This is a genomic window from Lysinibacillus sp. UGB7, assembly GCF_049058285.1.
Classification (GTDB): domain Bacteria; phylum Bacillota; class Bacilli; order Bacillales_A; family Planococcaceae; genus Lysinibacillus; species Lysinibacillus sphaericus_B.
Window position 1 is genome coordinate 99,296 of record NZ_JBMGUV010000005.1, and the last position, 16,673, is coordinate 115,968.

13 protein-coding genes are annotated in these 16,673 nt (G+C 38.0%); 5 read left to right on the forward strand and 8 right to left on the reverse strand.

All coding sequences use genetic code 11. The annotated features are described in order from the left end of the window. Window positions 1-284: 284 nt before the first annotated feature. The 5 genes from ACOMCU_RS06785 to ACOMCU_RS06805 form a co-directional block, all read right to left on the reverse strand. The gene (locus ACOMCU_RS06785) at window positions 285-731 is read right to left on the reverse strand and encodes a MarR family transcriptional regulator (RefSeq protein WP_219362233.1); all 447 of its coding nucleotides are present in this window, start codon (window positions 729-731) and stop codon (window positions 285-287) included. A 22-nt stretch (window positions 732-753) separates the two neighbouring features. Continuing rightward, window positions 754-1,158 (reverse strand): transcriptional regulator Spx, encoded by a 405-nt coding sequence (gene spx / locus ACOMCU_RS06790; RefSeq protein WP_010857830.1) that lies wholly within the window; start codon window positions 1,156-1,158, stop codon window positions 754-756. Between the two features lie 396 nt (window positions 1,159-1,554). Then, window positions 1,555-3,120, reverse strand: a complete 1,566-nt coding sequence (locus ACOMCU_RS06795) for an ABC-F family ATP-binding cassette domain-containing protein (protein WP_010857831.1) — start codon at window positions 3,118-3,120, stop codon at window positions 1,555-1,557. A 27-nt stretch (window positions 3,121-3,147) separates the two neighbouring features. Further along, window positions 3,148-3,333, reverse strand: coding sequence for an SE1832 family protein (locus ACOMCU_RS06800; protein WP_010857832.1), 186 nt, complete (start codon window positions 3,331-3,333; stop codon window positions 3,148-3,150). Between the two features lie 265 nt (window positions 3,334-3,598). Next, on the reverse strand, window positions 3,599-4,645 hold the full coding sequence (locus ACOMCU_RS06805) for a PseG/SpsG family protein (protein WP_421049735.1): 1,047 nt from the start codon (window positions 4,643-4,645) through the stop codon (window positions 3,599-3,601). Between the two features lie 121 nt (window positions 4,646-4,766). On the opposite strand from ACOMCU_RS06805, the gene ACOMCU_RS06810 reads away from it, so the two are divergent. The 5 genes from ACOMCU_RS06810 (at window position 4,767) to ACOMCU_RS06830 (ending at window position 12,282) form a co-directional block, all read left to right on the forward strand. Continuing rightward, a complete protein-coding gene (locus ACOMCU_RS06810; RefSeq protein WP_421049736.1) occupies window positions 4,767-5,612 on the forward strand; it encodes an NAD(P)H-binding protein in 846 nt (281 codons plus the stop codon). Window positions 5,613-5,751: 139 nt separating this feature from the next. Continuing rightward, entirely contained in the window at window positions 5,752-6,306 is a 555-nt protein-coding gene (locus tag ACOMCU_RS06815; protein WP_010857835.1) for an NADPH-dependent FMN reductase, read from the forward strand. Window positions 6,307-6,525: 219 nt separating this feature from the next. Continuing rightward, a complete protein-coding gene (locus ACOMCU_RS06820; RefSeq protein WP_421049737.1) occupies window positions 6,526-10,314 on the forward strand; it encodes an AAA domain-containing protein in 3,789 nt (1,262 codons plus the stop codon). A gap of 1 nt (window position 10,315) precedes the next feature. Continuing rightward, a complete protein-coding gene (locus ACOMCU_RS06825; RefSeq protein ID WP_010857837.1) occupies window positions 10,316-11,065 on the forward strand; it encodes a hypothetical protein in 750 nt (249 codons plus the stop codon). A 143-nt stretch (window positions 11,066-11,208) separates the two neighbouring features. Beyond that, window positions 11,209-12,282, forward strand: coding sequence for a glycosyltransferase (locus tag ACOMCU_RS06830; protein WP_421049738.1), 1,074 nt, complete (start codon window positions 11,209-11,211; stop codon window positions 12,280-12,282). 113 nt (window positions 12,283-12,395) lie between these two features. On the opposite strand, the gene ACOMCU_RS06835 is transcribed toward ACOMCU_RS06830, so the two are convergent. From ACOMCU_RS06835 to ACOMCU_RS06845, 3 genes are all read right to left on the reverse strand, one after another. Next, window positions 12,396-12,593: a hypothetical protein gene (locus tag ACOMCU_RS06835; RefSeq protein WP_010857839.1), complete on the reverse strand. Its 198-nt coding sequence runs from the start codon at window positions 12,591-12,593 to the stop codon at window positions 12,396-12,398. 537 nt (window positions 12,594-13,130) lie between these two features. Further along, on the reverse strand, window positions 13,131-14,882 hold the full coding sequence (locus tag ACOMCU_RS06840; RefSeq protein WP_421049739.1) for an ABC transporter ATP-binding protein: 1,752 nt from the start codon (window positions 14,880-14,882) through the stop codon (window positions 13,131-13,133). Then, complete coding sequence (locus ACOMCU_RS06845; protein ID WP_421049740.1) at window positions 14,875-16,668, reverse strand: ABC transporter ATP-binding protein; 1,794 nt, start codon at window positions 16,666-16,668, stop codon at window positions 14,875-14,877. Before ACOMCU_RS06845 ends, ACOMCU_RS06840 begins: the two co-directional genes overlap by 8 nt. Window positions 16,669-16,673 lie beyond the last annotated feature (5 nt).

The following is a 16,673-nucleotide window of genomic DNA, read 5'->3' on the forward strand; positions in this document are numbered from 1 at the left end:
CAGTTCGGCAGTGCTATCCGTTAGTTTGATGGTTCTATCCGTCAGTTCGGCAGTGCTATCCGTTAGTTTGATGGTTCTATCCGTCAGTTCGGCAGTTCTATCCGTCAGTTCGGCAGTTCTATTCGTCAGTTTGACGGTTCTATCCGTCAGTTCGGCAGTTCTATCCATCAGTTTGATGGTTCTATCTGTCAGTTCGACAGCCCTTAAAATCTGACCAAAAAGAAAAGCACCTCTAAAAGTTAGATGTAGTCTAACAATAGGTGCAAGGTGTACAAATGAAGTTTTTAATCATGACGATTGATATCAACTTCGAGCAAACATTTTGCGAAAATATCACGTAAAGTTTGTACCTCTTCAGCTGACAGCATTCCAAACATATTGTTAATGATTTCGCTGACTTGTTGGCGAGATTCTTCTAAAATATCTTCACCATCGGTTGTGATTTCTAACTGTGAAGCCCGACGGTCTGTTGCGTGCTGCGTTTTTTCGATAAAGCCTGCATTGATAAGTTTAGTCGTTAAAACTGTAACGCCACCTGTTGTCACTTTTAACCGATCTGCAATAGCAGAAGGGCGCTTAGGTCCCTCCTGCGATAAATAGTCTAAAATTAAAATATGGGTTTTTGAAAAGCCGAGTACATTATGATTATTCCACTCGTTTGCCCATTTGCGCTCGATGGAAGAGACAACTTCAAACAACGAGGAAATGGCTTTTTGTTTTTCTTGATCCATATAGGTCATCTCCAGAACTGTTTTAACTTTCTTGTGCCAATCTTGTCATCGCAGTTAATTCGTAAGCACGTACTTTACGTGGAATAAAACGACGGATGTCCATTTCATTGTACCCAACTTGAATACGTTTTTCATCAATTAGAATTGGGCTACGCAACATTCTAGGGTGAGCCTGAATAATTGCATATAATTCTTGAATAGAAAGTTGGTCGATATCGATGTTTAGATTTTTAAAATCATTAGAATTTGTTGCAATAATCTCATCAGTTCCGTCTTCTGTCATGCTTAAAATTTCTTTAAATTCTGCAAGAGTAAGTGGGTGTGATGTAATACGTTTCTCTTTATACTCGATATTGTGATCTTTTAGCCATTTTAATGCTTTTCTGGATGAAGAACAGCTCGCTTGTGAGTAAATTGTAACTGTCATTCTTCATTCCCCGCTTTCTTTTTTAGATTATATTTAATGGATATCTTATTAGTAAGCTAAATAGGTTATACATATATCTTACTAGTAAGCTATATGTAAATCAATAGCTAATTGAAAAAAAGTCAATAGAATATGAGATTTTTTCAACTATACTAGAATATACGCTTGGACTAGCGAAAAGTTTCGTTATATTTACTTACAATGATGTAAGATTAATAGTTTTCAGTAGTTTATATGCTGAGATGGGGAAAATTATGAGTAGATTGATTGAATTTTGGGAAGACGAAGTGAAGTAGCGTAAGCTAATAACCGACGGTGTCTAAGGGGCCATTCCACTTCTAAGACGCTCGAAGTACAAAAACACCGTCACATGTTTGCGTGACGGTGAGATCTGTTTTAGCTTTGTTGTCCAGAAGTAAACCAATCTTGGACATTCCAAACTTTTGTTACTAAACCTTCGTAGAATTCAGGTTCATGGCTAACGAGTACGATTGTGCCTTTGAATTCTTTCATTGCGCGTTTTAGTTCTTCTTTCGCATCAACGTCTAAGTGGTTAGTAGGTTCGTCAAATAATAGCCAGTTGGCTTCTTCCATCATCAGTTTACAAAGACGAACTTTAGCTTGCTCGCCCCCTGATAAAGAATTGAGTGGGCGTGTAATATGGTCAGTTTTCAAGCCTGCACGCGCTAGAGCGGCACGAACTTGCGCTTGCTCCATTGAAGGGAAGGCGTTCCATACATCATCAATTGGTGTTATTTTGTCGGCTTTTACTTCTTGCTCAAAGTAAGAAGGGGCTAAATAATCGCCACGAATAACCTGACCACCAAGTGGATTGATTTTGCCAAGCATCGTTTTCAGTAATGTGGATTTACCAACACCGTTCATGCCGACTAAAGCGATTTTTTGACCGCGCTCAATCATAAATGACAGAGGAGGTAGTAACGGCTTATCTTTATCGTAACCGATGACTAAATTTTCCGCTTCCACCACGTAACGGCTTGGCGTACGAGCCTCTTTAAAGCCGAATTCAGGCTTCACAGCTGTTTCAGGACGGTCAATTCGCTCTAATCGATCAAGTTGCTTCGCGCGAGATTTGGCACGACCAGTTGTTGAGTAACGGGCTTTGTTTTTTGCTATAAAGTCCTCTTGCTTTTTAATGAATTCCTGCTGCTTTTCATACGCATCAATATGCTGACGTTTGTTAATTTCAGCCAGTTCTAAAAATTTTTCGTAAGTTGCAGTGTAGCGCGTTAACTTAGAAAATTCCAATTGGAAGATTACATCCACTGTTTCGTTCATAAATTCCGTATCATGTGAAATCAATAAGAAAGCATGCGGATAGTTCTTCAAATAGTTTTTTAACCATGTAATATGTTCTTCGTCAAGGTAGTTAGTCGGTTCATCGAGTAATAATACTTTTGGCTTTTCAAGTAAAAGCTTGGCCAGTAAAACTTTTGTACGTTGACCACCTGAAAGGGCAGCAACATCACGCTCTAAGCCAATCGCATCAAGACCTAAACCACGTGCAACTTCTTCGATTTTCATATCTAATGTGTAAAAGTCACCGGCATCTAGTGCATCTTGTACCTCAGCCATTTGCTCCAATAGTACTTCTAATTCGTCAGGTGTTGCTTCAGCCATTTTACCAGTAATGTCATTTAGCTCTTCTTCCTTTTTGTAGAGAGGGAGGAAGGCATCACGCAAGGCATCACGCATTGTACGGCCAGCTGTTAACACAGTATGTTGATCTAAATAGCCGTAATGTGTACCTGGTAGCCATTCAACTTTTCCTGTATCGTGGATTGTTTGCCCTGTTATGATGCTCATTAGTGTAGATTTACCAACACCATTTGCACCAACAAGTCCAATATGATCGCCTTCTACTAAACGAAAGGATACGTCTTTAAAAAGTGTGCGGTCACCGAATGAATGACCTAAGTTTTGAACTGTTAATATTGCCATAAATGTTCCTCCAGAAATCTAGATTACTTAAAGTGCTGCGAGTTGTTTATTTAGTTCAGCTAGTTTTGCTTCCATGTTGGCAAGGCGTTGTTCAGCCTGTGTTACTTGATCGTTATGACCTGTAGATTCAAGCTTTTCGATGTCACCTTGTAAATTCATATAATCCATTTTTAATTCTTTTATTTGATATTCGATATCACTTTTCGATGGCATGATACATTGCTCCTTTATATGGTTATTTGTATGACAAACGCGTTTAAAGTTAAACTTTAAAGCGGTGAGGGTTTTTTTCATCCCTCACCGCTTATTAGTTGAACCAATCGGTACTTAAGGGTGCTTGAATCTTTACTTAAACTTCCCACATATTCATCAATGTGAAGTGGGGGAGTTTAGCACCCTTTAGTACGGGATAAACGCTTATAAAAGCGAAATTGTAAAAATTCTAATACATTGTATCATATCCACCTAAAAAGAATCACTAAGTTGAAGCGATATTATGACGGTCATATGCAAAATCAAGTAGTAATGCTTCTAGTGTCTCATTATTGCTTGCGAGATTAAGCTGACGTTGCTTCTTTACCGCGCGTTCGCTTCTCGCATCATGTAACAAAAATTCCATAACGGCGTTTTGAATTTGTGATTGTTTCATTTTACGGCCAAGACCGAGATGGATGAAGCCGTTATGTTCACGAGGAAATGCATGTAATAGTTCCGCCTCAGTTTGTGCTAGTGTGATGCAAGGTACACCATAAGAGGCAATTTTATAAGGTGTGTAGTTGGCGTTACAAATAATGATATCAGCTTTAGGTAAAAGTTTTAGAAGTGCGTCTTTATCACGAAGAATAGCAGTATTGCGGCGACTTAACACCATCATTTGTAAATCATCGGTTGCATGCCGGTAGCTGTTATCGATCATCACAGTAATTTGTAGTGGGATTTGTAGCTGAGTTAAGTGTCGAAGAGTTCGGTAAGTTAAGTTATGCTCGTCCCCATCCTCAAATGCAACAACGATATGAGGTGGATTTTCGGGTGTTTTAATATCGGGCATATCTTCTGCATGCTGGAATGTATCAGGTAACGCAAAGGCGAAGCTCCCGCCAATATAATGTGATGGTAAATAATCTTTCACTTCTTGATAGAGTGCTAGTAATACGCAGTCGCAGGCTTGGCCACCTTCACCAAAATCATCAAAATGAATGATTGTTTTACAGAAAGGTCGTAAATTGTGTACTTGCCAGCTTTCAGAATTACGACCATCTCGAACAATTAAATCAGGCTGTAATCCCTTCATATGCTTGACTAATTCGTCAAAATGTTCGAATAGTATAGGTGATAGATTTTCATTCATTAAAATTTGTATCCCATCATTTGAAGGGGTCTTTGCGAATATGAAAACTTTCTCATGTGTGAGTAGCTTTGCAAGTGTTGCAACCCGTTCAAAAGGATAGAGCCCTTTATCAATACAGCTTTCAATAATGAAAACAATCGTTTTATTCGGTTTAAGTATTTGAGTTTCGTTTTGCAAATGTATCCCATCCTTTCGTCTGTCTATTTAAATTATGGTGAAAAATGGGCAAGTATGTGTAAAAATTAGGATTAGATAAATTAATACATAAACTTCATTAGTAGAAGGAGGGAACATAAGAATGGGAATGCGTGCAGCAATTGTTGTAGGGGCTACAGGTCTAACAGGTGCCTCACTCGTAGAACAGTTATGCGAAAATGATGAATACGTTTCAGTGACAGTGATTGCACGTCGCAAGCCAGCGTTTGAGCACGCAAAGCTTGAGGTGAAAATTCGTAACTTTGATACATTAGAGGAAAATGATATTGCGTTTGCCCATGAGCTTTATTGTTGTTTAGGCACAACGATAAAAAAGGCAGGATCACGTGAAGGATTTGAGAAAGTAGATTTTGACTATCCTTTAGCTATTGCATCGCTGGCGAAAAAGCGTGGTATACCGCATCTACTTGTTATTACAGCGATGGGCGCAAACGAGAGTTCACTGTTTTACTATAATAGAGTAAAGGGCAAGCTTGAGCATGAGTTAATGGAACTTGGCTTACAGCGCTTATCAATTGTTCGTCCATCATTATTGGTAGGAGAACGCACAGAATTTCGTTTTGGCGAAAAGGTAGGAGAAAAAGCGCTAAAGTTTGTAAAGCCTCTATTAGTAGGGCCCCTTAAACGATCTCGTGCAATAGAAGCGTCCCAGGTTGCTAAGGCAATGATTGTTATCGCTTTGTATGGTAAAGAGCTTCCTATAACGATTTATCCGTCGCAGGACTTGGCTTCGTTAGATTTTCCGAAGGTTAAAGATATGGAAGCCCCGCGTGGGAATTTATTTAATTGGGAAAAAAACAAATCACCAAATGCAATGGAGGAAGAAGGTAAAGTCAGCCGAGATGTCATCATCAACCGAGATAAATTCAAAGTACAGGAAACTGTTGTAGATGAAGAAGTGAAATTTAAGCGAAGAGATGAGGAGTGAAAGTATTCTACACCATTGAGCGTTTACTTCATTCCGCCTAAAGACTGAATTTACGGTTTTAATCGTTACAATTCTTCCCGTGCTTCTATTCATTTGTTACAATATTATTGTAGAAGATGAATGTGGAGGCAAAATGATAATGAAAATTTTACTCGTTGATGGCACGATGTTTGGTCGTAAAACTGGTGCTATTTTAGAGCAAGTTGAACAATATATTAAAGAATTTGATGCTAGTTTCAATTTAGAAATTATGCATTTTAGTGAATATAAGCATCAAATCGTCGATGGTTCACCATTAAACGATGATATGAAAAAAATGATTCAAAAATTTGAAGAAGCTGATGCTTATATCATTGCAACGCCGATTTTTCAAGCTTCGATACCTGGTGTATTGAAAAATGCATTTGATTTCTTACATCCTAAAACAATGCGCTATAAACCAGTATCTATTGTAGCAAATGGTGGCACATACCAGCATCATTTAGTAGTAGAAAATCAACTAAAACCAATTTTAGATTACTTCCGTGCGCTAGTAACACCAAACTATGTATACACACACACATCACATTTTGATGCGGATAACAATATTGTAGATGTAGATGTTCATAATCGTTTACGCGAAATGGCACGTGTTTTCGTACAATATTGTGAAATGAGCAAAACTTTACCGAAAGAAACCATCGATCAACATTAAAAAGTAGCATATGCATGCTTGATGGATTTTACCTATCACGGCTAAGTTATAGGACGCAAAGTAACAGCGAGCATGTGGAACGGATGCTTAGTTATCTAAGAAAACTAAAATCCCTTGTACAGTGGAAGGAAATCACTGTGCAGGGGATTTTTCTTTTCTAGAATCCTTTTACAATATGATAAAATAAGACTTTAGTGAAATCGGAAGGGAGGGCTGCTCATGCAGGACATCGCTTTACTAGAAAAACAACGCTGTAATCTGATTTTGACGAATAAGGCGAAGGAAGCGGTAGAGGAATGCTCAGCAAATGAGCATGCCTTTTTTGCGTTACAAAAAACATTTACGGTCTATATTGAAAAACGAAAGGCGAAAACACCAGGTGAAACGTTTTTGTCGATCTATTTTAATGCCCAGCAAAATGAAAAGTTAGAGGGCATAATAGCAGAGAAAACGGCCATTATGGATTGTGTACTAAAGGTTGAAGGCTTACTGGCAACGAATATCCGATTCGTGCATATGCGCGGACCGGTTCATACAAATCGTCGTTTACCAGCTGCCCTGCAATTCGTGACAAAGCTAAATAATGGAGCAGGTATTCCGTTAGACCTTCATAAGAAAATAAGAGAACTACCAATTGCGGAGGAACGTACGGAATATGTTAAAAAGCGCATTGCAAGCTGGGAAGGCTATTTAAAAATCCAAGAGCGTGATGCAACAATTGATGATATCCATACTGAATTTAAACAAAGCTATTACAATGAAGATTTTACACGCCTTACACTTGTATGCCCTTATGTGAAAGCAAAGGAATGGAAGCAGTTAGATGGCTTGAGTGTAAGTATTCAAGGCATTCGTGGCGAAATCGGGCAAGTATTAAAGGTTAATGCGGGGAAGCAAACGGTTGAGATTGACTTAAAACCTTTCGCACAAGAACAGGCGAGAAAAGATCAACTCAATCTTCGTTCGAGGCAGGCTAGCTTTAGTAATTTTGCAACATTGAGCCAAATTAAACGCTTACGCAATGGGTTTACTAAGCTCGAAAAAGGGGAGGCAGTCAACCCTAGCTTAGAGACAATATTATTTGAGAAACGTCCTACTGTAAGGACAGCTAAGCAACGGGATGATATAGATTTTCACAATAACTTAAACGACTATCAGCGTCGGGCTGTTATAGGAGCTCTATCTGTAGAGGATCTCTATGTCATACAAGGGCCACCTGGGACAGGAAAAACAACGGTTATTTCCGAAATCTGTCAACAAAATGTGAAGGCCGGCTTAAAAACACTTGTTGCCTCTCAATCAAATTTAGCGGTTGATAATGCATTAGGAAGACTACTTTCCAATCAAGAAATTCGTATTTTGCGCTATGGTCGTACGGAGAGTATTGAGGAAGAGGGCAAAAAATTCATCGAGGAAAACGTTGCACTACATTGGCGTGAACAAACGCTCATGGCCATCGAGGAAGAAATTACAACGTTTACTGAACGTGAACTCGAACTGCAAAACAGTATTATTAAAACGAATGATGAATTAGAAAAACTTGAGACATGGCTTGAAGAACTTACAAAAGAAATTGCGGCAAAAGAACAAGCGGCTATTGATGAACCGATTTTACAACAAGAAATTCAAGCATTAAAAAAAGAATTGAAAGCTGTTAAAACAGAACAACAAGCGTGTGAAGCACAAAAAGAGCATTATGACAAACAGCTCTCGCAATTAGAACCTGTTGTGCAGTCACTTGAACAGACTTTAATGGAAAACGCATCAATAGAGCAAGTGCAACTAAATTTGCAAGAAACTACTAAAAAGATTGACCAGTGGCAAGCTGCTATTCAATATAAGGAATTACAAGATCAGATAACGCGAATGGCAATACAGTTCCAAGAAATTCAAGTGAAATATGAGGGAGAAAGTAAGCAACTCCTAACTATGAAAGAAGCAGCAAATTTTATTAGTACCTTAACTACTTATGAACGTATCCATCGCTTTTTGCAGCATTATCACATCAGACCTTCACATGTGTTAGCACAGCAAATTGAACGTGTAAAGCATTTAGAGGATGCGAAGGATTTAGAGGCATGGGCGATCATTAATACGCGACTACGTAATGCAATTGAAAAACTGGAAGCTTTAGTATCGCCTGAAGAGAAGGAACGCGCTCTTGCAAAAAGTCGGCACCAGCCTGTTCAGTCATTTTCATTGCAAAATTTAACGGGCGTGTTTGCACAGTTAAATACAGTTTTTCAAGAGGGACAGACCCCACCAGGAGACCAAATAGAAGGCTATTTACTTGGGCTCTATATGCGTCGGGATTTTGTATGGCAGAAGGGTGTTGCACTGCGACAGCAGCAGGAACATAAAGATCAAGAATTTGCCTCTTTGCGTCAAAATATCGGTAGTTTATTACATCAAGAATGTGCTATTACAAGCTTTGATGTTCAAAGTTTATTGCGACAGTTAAAGCCGTATACCGAACATAAAGAAAAGCTTCAACAGTTTGCCGAAACATTAGTAACACAATGTGGCTCTATGCCAGAAGAATCTGTAGAACAGTTGAAGATACTTGTATCAGAATCGCAACTTTTTTTACAGACAGTGCGCCAACAGCTTCAAGCGGTTGAGCAGGCAAACACGCAACTTGTACCGAAGAAAGCAGCACTACAAACGGTGCAAGCAAGCTTACAAGAGATTGAACAACAACAAATACAATTTGAAGAAAGCCTAAAGAATATAAATGTAGCTGGTTTGAAAAAAGAAAAACAATTAACAGCAATAACACAACTCCTTCAGTCTACTCCAGAGCGTACATATGAGGAAGTAGCACAAGCAATTGTATCGGCTAAAGCAAGCTTAGATGAACTGCAACGCAAAGAAAAGCAGCTACCGCTTCGTAAAAAATTGCAAGAGGAGTGGCGTGACAAGCTACAAAACGCAACAGAATATGATTTAGATGAAATTCGTAAACTATATGTGCGACATGCCAATGTAATCGGAACAACCTGCGTTGCTTCTGCAAGTAAAGAATTTATGGAAAACTATCCAACCTTCGATGTCGTTATTATCGATGAAGTCTCAAAGGCGACACCGCCAGAGTTGTTATTACCAATGCTTAAGGGGAAGAAAATTATTTTAGTAGGCGATCATCATCAATTACCGCCATTGCTTGGCGATGATACGTTAGAGGAAACACTAAAATCAATGATAGATGACAATCCTCACTTTGATGGGGCACAAGAGTTGAAAAATTTGCTGCGTGAATCTTTATTTGAGCGCTTATTCAATAATTTACCAGCGACTCACAAGCAAATGCTTGCATTGCAATACCGTATGCATGAAAAAATCATGCACAGTATTACACCGTTTTACGCTAAGGAAGAAAGTGGCCTACAATGTGGTTTACAAGATTCGGATGTAGTGCGTGACCATGGTTTAGAAGGGCAATTCATTGGTCGTGATGACCATTTACTATGGGTGGATATGCCAACTGAAAAGCCTTATTTAGAGGAGCAGGTTAAAGGTGGAACAAGTCGTTACAATGAGGGAGAGTTACAAACAATCTACCGCATTTTAACAGACATAAATGCCGCTGTCATTGAAGCGAAAAAGGCAGGACGTATACCACAAGATGCACAAAAAAGTGTCGGAGTAATTAGCTTCTATGGGGAACAAGTGAAGAAAATTAATCGCCTACTTCAGCAGGAATTGCATTTACCACATCTACAGTTTAGAACAGGAACTGTCGATAAGTTCCAAGGAATGGAAATGGATGTCATATTAGTTAGTATGGTGCGTAATACACCTAAAGGAGGAGACATCGGCTTTGCACGGGATTACCGTCGTTTAAATGTGGCGCTTTCTCGAGCACGTGAGCTGTTAATGTTAGTCGGTAGCGCAGATATGTTCGCGAAACGTGCAAAACATCAAGATACGCGTGAAATGTATAGCAATCTTCTAACAACAGTGAAATCCTACAATGGCTTACGTAATCATGAAGGACAGGTGATATAGGATGTCAAAATTACAACAACGTTTAATGAGAGAGTTACAACAAAATCGTCATCTGAAAGTAGTGAAGTCAATTGAATGGTGTATTCCAATTCGCACCGTCGAAGTGACCTATGAGCCAATTCGACGTTCTACCATGGATGTCCTGATGAAAATGCTATTAATGAGCATGCAGCAGGCAGATTTTCAAAATGCACAGGAATTAAGTGAACTATTACTTGTAGATCCGCTTTTTATTGAGGACCTCGTATCATTGATGTCCCGGGTACGTCTGATTGAACATAGAGAAGATTTCTACAGGTTAACAACGAAAGGCGAGCAACAATTGGAGCGGGGTATTTTTGAAGAGGAGCTAGCTGTTGAAACAAAGAATCTTTTATTTAGCCCATGTCATCACACATTTCTCCCTATTGAAGAAGACAGTATAGAGGAATATGATGAGTTACCAGAGCCATATCGCTATGTGGATAGCGAGTCAGAACAACAAGAGCATTTTGAAGAAACTATGATTATCGCCGCTTTACAGAAGGAACATGAAGAATCCACTACCTCACAAAAGATAATAGAGACCATTGTGAATACTGAAGCCAAACAAATTAATGATATTCCATGTCTTGAATTTATACTCCATGATAAGGAACAGGATATTGTGTATGCCAGGGTGTGGAATACACTGTTAAATCAATGGGATAACATCCTAGAACAGCAGTTAACTGATAAAGAACAAATACAATGGCGAGAAGAATATTTATAAAAATTCGAACGGATGGAGCGTAAAGCTCTGTTCGTTTTTTACTTTAGTTAATAAAATGGAAAAACGCCTCTTGCAAAATGGGAAAATATCCAGGCTGATGATTTTAGAACCAGCATATATTACTTAGATAAAGGAGGGGACAGATGCTAACTATTAGTTTATGCATGATTGTCAAAGATGAAGAGAGTATTATTGAGAGGTGCCTAGACTCAGTGCAACATGTAGTAGATGAAATCAATATTATTGATACAGGCTCTACTGATCGTACAAAAGAAATTGTTCGACACTATACCGCTCGTATCTTTGATTATACATGGTGTGATGATTTTGCCCAAGCACGGAATTTTTCCTTCCAAAAGGCAACGAAAGATTATATTTTATGGCTAGATGCAGATGATGTTCTTACAACAGAACATCAGCAAAAGCTAGTACAACTTAAGAAGTCACTTAAACCTACTATTGATGCTGTCTCAATGGATTATTACGTACTGTTAGATGAAGACGGAGAAATTGAGACTTCTGAAAAAAGATACCGTCTCCTAAAACGCTCGCGAAATTTTCAGTGGCAAGGTGCTGTCCATGAGTCTCTAAATGTAGCAGGGAAACTCTACCATAGTGATATTGCAATTACCCATTTACCATTAAAAATAGATACAGATCGTAATATGCGAATATATGAGAACTTAAAGGCAACAGGGCATTTGTTTTCAGCAAGTGAAACGTTTCATTACGCGAATGAATTAAAAAGGCATCTTCGTTTTTTAGAAGCAATTAATCAATATCATACATTTCTAGACTTAGCGCTGGGTTCTACAGAGGATAATATTCAGGCGTGCTTAAATTTAGCAGATTGTTATTTGCATTTACAGGATTCAAAACAAGCAACGCAGTCCGTTTTACAAGCATTATTGTATGATCAACCTAGACCAGAAACTTGTTGTCGACTCGGTCGTTTTTTTATGGAGCAATCAAAAAACAAAGAAGCAATATATTGGTATTCACAAGCACTACAACAAGCTCCAGCTACGTTAGGGATTCAAAGACCAGCGTATTCAACATGGGTTCCACAATTGCAGTTAAGCAAGCTGTATGATCGCTTAGGTCTATATGAAAATGCACATGAGCATAATGAAGCAGCCCGCATGTATAAACCAAATGATAAGCGCATACTAGACAATCAAAAATACTTATACAGTCGACTGAACAAGGGAAAATAGCAATTATCGATAATATTTAAAGAAGCAGGATATCACGATTTATGTGATTTCCTGCTTGTTAAATTATTTACTTTCGGGTTAAGGTCACTGATATATTCATCTTGAAGCATATTCTAGGCTTTCATCTGATTACTGAGAGTCATAGGCGTGCTGATTTTACTTACAATGACGCCAGATTTTTTATCAGTATTTGTGTCAGTTGAATGCACCTCTATGAAGTTTGTATAAATAGCATGACCAGTTGATAGGGATAAACTAACAATAATCGCAATAACAATCACATTCCGTGGCCTAAAATGTCGTGCTTGCATTTTCATGTCCCCCTTTTGTTTAGTGAATATTCTGGAAATTCAATATATGTTAGGGATTCTGGAGTATGCAAATTCGAGTGAAGATTTTGACAATTCAGAAGTACATAACGCACTATGCATATTTGCAATGTTAACTTAATTCACTAGAAAACACCTACCTCTATTTTTTAGGCGTGTCTAAACGCCTATTGTACAAAGATCAAACCTCTGGCGGATGTCTCAGCTGTGAAAACGTAGCGACAGCTCCGTACAACAATGTTTTCTTGGTTCATCATTAAGTAACAAAAAGTTGTTTTCCACAATCAGGCGCTATTATGGAATAAAACTTAGCTTTCTAAAAGACAACTTTATTTTATCCCTTCTAACTTCAGGACGGGGGTATGCTTGTTTGCAGTTATAAAATGATATAACTCTACTGGAATTCTATAGTTCAACTTTTCCTCACTTCAATAAAAAATAGTAGCACAAAACCTTGATCGAGGTTTGTACTACTAACGTTATTAGGCTTAAATTGATTACTATTTATCGTATATAAATCTATGTTGTTAGCTTCCAATTTTCGGCGCCTTGTCGAATGTTGATAAAATGACGATACACACCTTGTTCTTTCATAAGTGAGTGATGTGACCCTTTTTGGACGATTTTACCATCTTCTAAGACGATAATTTGATCGGCGTTTTCTATTGTTGCTAAACGGTGAGCGATGATGATGGTTGTTTTTCCTTGGATTAATTCGTCCAGTGCAGCTTGGATGAGTGTTTCATTTTCAGGATCGAGACTTGCTGTCGCTTCATCTAGTATAATAATCGGCGCATTTTTTAATATGGCGCGTGCAATTGAGATTCGCTGCTTCTCACCACCTGATAATGAAGAACCACCATCATTGAGAACCGTATCATAGCCTTTTTCAAGTGACATAATAAAGTCATGACATTGTGCTTTTTTCGCTGCTTCAATGATTTCATCTTGCGAAGCATATGGATTTCCAAAAAGAATATTATGGTAAATGGTATCGTTGAACAAATAGACCTTTTGGAATACCATACTAATGGATGATAATAAATTGTTTAGCTGCATAGTTTTAATGTTAATATTATCAATAGATATAGCCCCATTATTGACATCATAAAAACGAGCTATCAAATTGCACAAGGTTGTTTTACCTGAACCTGATGGTCCGACAATCGCTGTCGTTGTTCCTTCTTTAATCGTAAAGGATACATCCTGAATGATAGGTCTTTTGTCGTAAGAAAAGGAAACTTGATCGAACTGAATACTATATTGTGTAAGAGTCGTATCTGTTCCTTGTTCATCAATAAATGTTGTGTTTTCAAGTGATTCCAATTTATCAAGTGTATTGTTTATAGTTTCAAGGACATGTGTGGCATCGCTGATAGGTTCAAGACTATCAAACATCACGAATGAAAAAAGAGTAATCAGTAGCATATCTGCAAGCTCCATTTCGCCATTCATTACCATGTAAGCTGCAATCAATACAAGAAAAACGGACGCAAGTTTTAGGGCTAGTCGATGTCCGACATTGAAAGCACCAAATCCTTTTTGAATCATGATATTGATTTGTTTGCTGTTGTGAAAGGCTTCTTGTAAGTTACGAGATGCAATTCCTTCTTGATTAAAGTTTTTAATCACTGACATACCACGTAAATACTCTAATGTAGAGCTGACAAGCTGGTGTTGACTCTTTTGATGGGAACTAGCATTATTTCTACTATGACGTTGAAGTAGTCTTAGGAAGATGAAAGAGACGATAACACCGCAAATAGCAACTAAGGCCATTCGTGGCTGATAGAATAATAAGAAAAGAATCATAGTGAATGTCAATATATATCCATTGATAACAACATCAATCATTTTAATGCCCATCATTTCAAAAAATGATAGATCTGTTGTGACGGCACTATTAATGTCACCTACCCGATGTTTATGAAAAAATCCAAGAGAAACTCTCTTCAATGTATTGCCCATTTTAATGCGGTGGTCTGCTGAAATTTCATAGCCAATACTTTCTTGGTAGAGAGCTTTTAAGTAGGCAAAGATGAATCGGCCAATAACTGTTAGAATCAAAAGAAGTAATAGAAACCAAATAGTGTGTATGTCCAATGTTTTTTTTCCATGATAGTCATCAAGCATCAATTGCAAACCATTAGCGGTGATAACGATTGGAAGGGCAATACATACAGACTGAAAAAATGAGAAAACAAACCCCAGATACAATCGTTTTTTGTAAGGACCAATCCAATCGATAATTCTCTTCATTATTTTAATCATTTGACGAGACCTCCTGAGAAAGATTAGCTTCAGATAGGAGCCCATGTTCCTTTGAACTAATATGTGCCTTCCATAATTTTAGATAAAGTTCATTACCTTTGAGCAAGTCATCGTGGGTCCCAACTTGGTGGATACTACCGTCTTTTAATACGACAATTTGATCTGCCTGCCTAATCGTTGATAATCTGTGGGCAATAACGATCAGTGTTTTATCTTTTGCAAGCTCGTTAAAGGCTTTTTGAATTTCTGCTTCATTTTCAGGATCAGTAAAGGCTGTCGCCTCGTCAAGAATAATGATAGGTGCGTCTTTTAAGATGGCACGGGCTATAGCAATACGCTGTTTTTCACCACCAGACAGCTTGTTGCCAGCTTCACCAGAATCAGAATCATAGCCATTGTCTAATCGAGAAATAAAAGTATCACATCTTGCTAATCGTGCTGCTCTAAACACTTCTTCATCACTAGCCTGTGGATTACCCATTCGAATATTTTCTAAAAGGCTTGTTTTAAATAAAAAGTTATCCTGAGCAACAAAGCTAATGTGTTTAGATAGGTCATTTGGATGGATTTCTTTGATATTTGTCCCGCCAATGGTAATAGTCCCATCTGTGACATCCCAGAAACGTGCAAGTAGTTTGGCAATGGTCGATTTACCACTTCCTGAAGGGCCAACAAGTGCTGTGTAACTTTTTTCAGGAATAGTTAAGGAGACATTTTGAATTACATGATGCTGATTATCATAACTAAATGAAATAGCATTCAGTGCAATATCATAATTTATTAATGTTGCTGTTTCTTCTACAATAGGAAGTGATTCAAGGTTTAAATAGGCTTTTGTATCATCAATCGCATATTCAATGGCTTTGAAATCATTGATGAAAACAGTAAACTTCATAAGCGGATAAATAAGCCCCATGGATAAAATAAGACAAATGATTAATTGTGGTGGATCAATGGCATCGCGCTGATAAAGCCATAAACCGATTGGGAGTGTACCAACAAGGGTGGATGGTAAAATAGCATTACCTAATGTCATCCATGGCCATGTGCTACGGAACCATTTCATTGTATAATTTTTAAAATCTGTAATGGAATTGGAGAATTTTTCGTAAGAAGTATTTGTCTGATTAAATGTTTTTATTACCTCAATTCCTTCAACGTATTCCACAATGACACTATTCACATGATTGCTTGCATCCATATATTGTTGATATTGCGTGTTGAAATTCCTCATCATGAAGGCATAAACGATAAATGCAATCGGAACTGTCACAAGTGAGGCAAGGGCTAGACGATAGTCAATTGTAAGCATATAGATGAAGACACCAATTGGCAATAATAGGTTTGAAATACCTTCAGGGATAATATGAGCTAGTGGCAACTCCAATGTTTCAACCCGATCAATGATGACATTTTTAATCTTTCCAACTGGTTGGTTAAGAATATGACCGAGTGGTGCGCGTATTAATCTTTCAGCTAGCTGCAGACGTATTACCTCAAGGATATTATAAGCAGCTCGATGTGAGAAATAACTGGATATTGAATGAAATAATGTTTGAGCTAAGTAACCAATCATGGCAATCGCAATCCAAAAAATAATGTCTTGCATATTCTGTGTACCATCAACTAAATTAGTGATTATTTGATATATAGCTACATAGGGAACCATGCCACCAATCACACTAATAATGGCTAACAGCACGGATAAGGTAAGGGGCACTTTAGAGCTCCCTGCAAAGTGAATGATTGACTTGATCCAATGTTCTTTTTTTTCGATATGTTCCAAGGTTT

Bases quoted from the DNA above. Each gene is read 5' to 3' on its own strand.
- ACOMCU_RS06785 (WP_219362233.1), bottom strand. From the start codon at position 731: ATGGATCAAGAAAAACAAAAAGCCATTTCCTCGTTGTTTGAAGTTGTC.
- spx (WP_010857830.1), bottom strand. From the start codon at position 1,158: ATGACAGTTACAATTTACTCACAAGCGAGCTGTTCTTCATCCAGAAAA.
- ACOMCU_RS06795 (WP_010857831.1), bottom strand. From the start codon at position 3,120: ATGGCAATATTAACAGTTCAAAACTTAGGTCATTCATTCGGTGACCGC.
- ACOMCU_RS06800 (WP_010857832.1), bottom strand. From the start codon at position 3,333: ATGCCATCGAAAAGTGATATCGAATATCAAATAAAAGAATTAAAAATG.
- ACOMCU_RS06810 (WP_421049736.1), top strand. From the start codon at position 4,767: ATGGGAATGCGTGCAGCAATTGTTGTAGGGGCTACAGGTCTAACAGGT.
- ACOMCU_RS06815 (WP_010857835.1), top strand. From the start codon at position 5,752: ATGAAAATTTTACTCGTTGATGGCACGATGTTTGGTCGTAAAACTGGT.
- ACOMCU_RS06820 (WP_421049737.1), top strand. From the start codon at position 6,526: ATGCAGGACATCGCTTTACTAGAAAAACAACGCTGTAATCTGATTTTG.
- ACOMCU_RS06825 (WP_010857837.1), top strand. From the start codon at position 10,316: ATGTCAAAATTACAACAACGTTTAATGAGAGAGTTACAACAAAATCGT.
- ACOMCU_RS06830 (WP_421049738.1), top strand. From the start codon at position 11,209: ATGCTAACTATTAGTTTATGCATGATTGTCAAAGATGAAGAGAGTATT.
- ACOMCU_RS06835 (WP_010857839.1), bottom strand. From the start codon at position 12,593: ATGCAAGCACGACATTTTAGGCCACGGAATGTGATTGTTATTGCGATT.
- ACOMCU_RS06840 (WP_421049739.1), bottom strand. From the start codon at position 14,882: ATGATTAAAATAATGAAGAGAATTATCGATTGGATTGGTCCTTACAAA.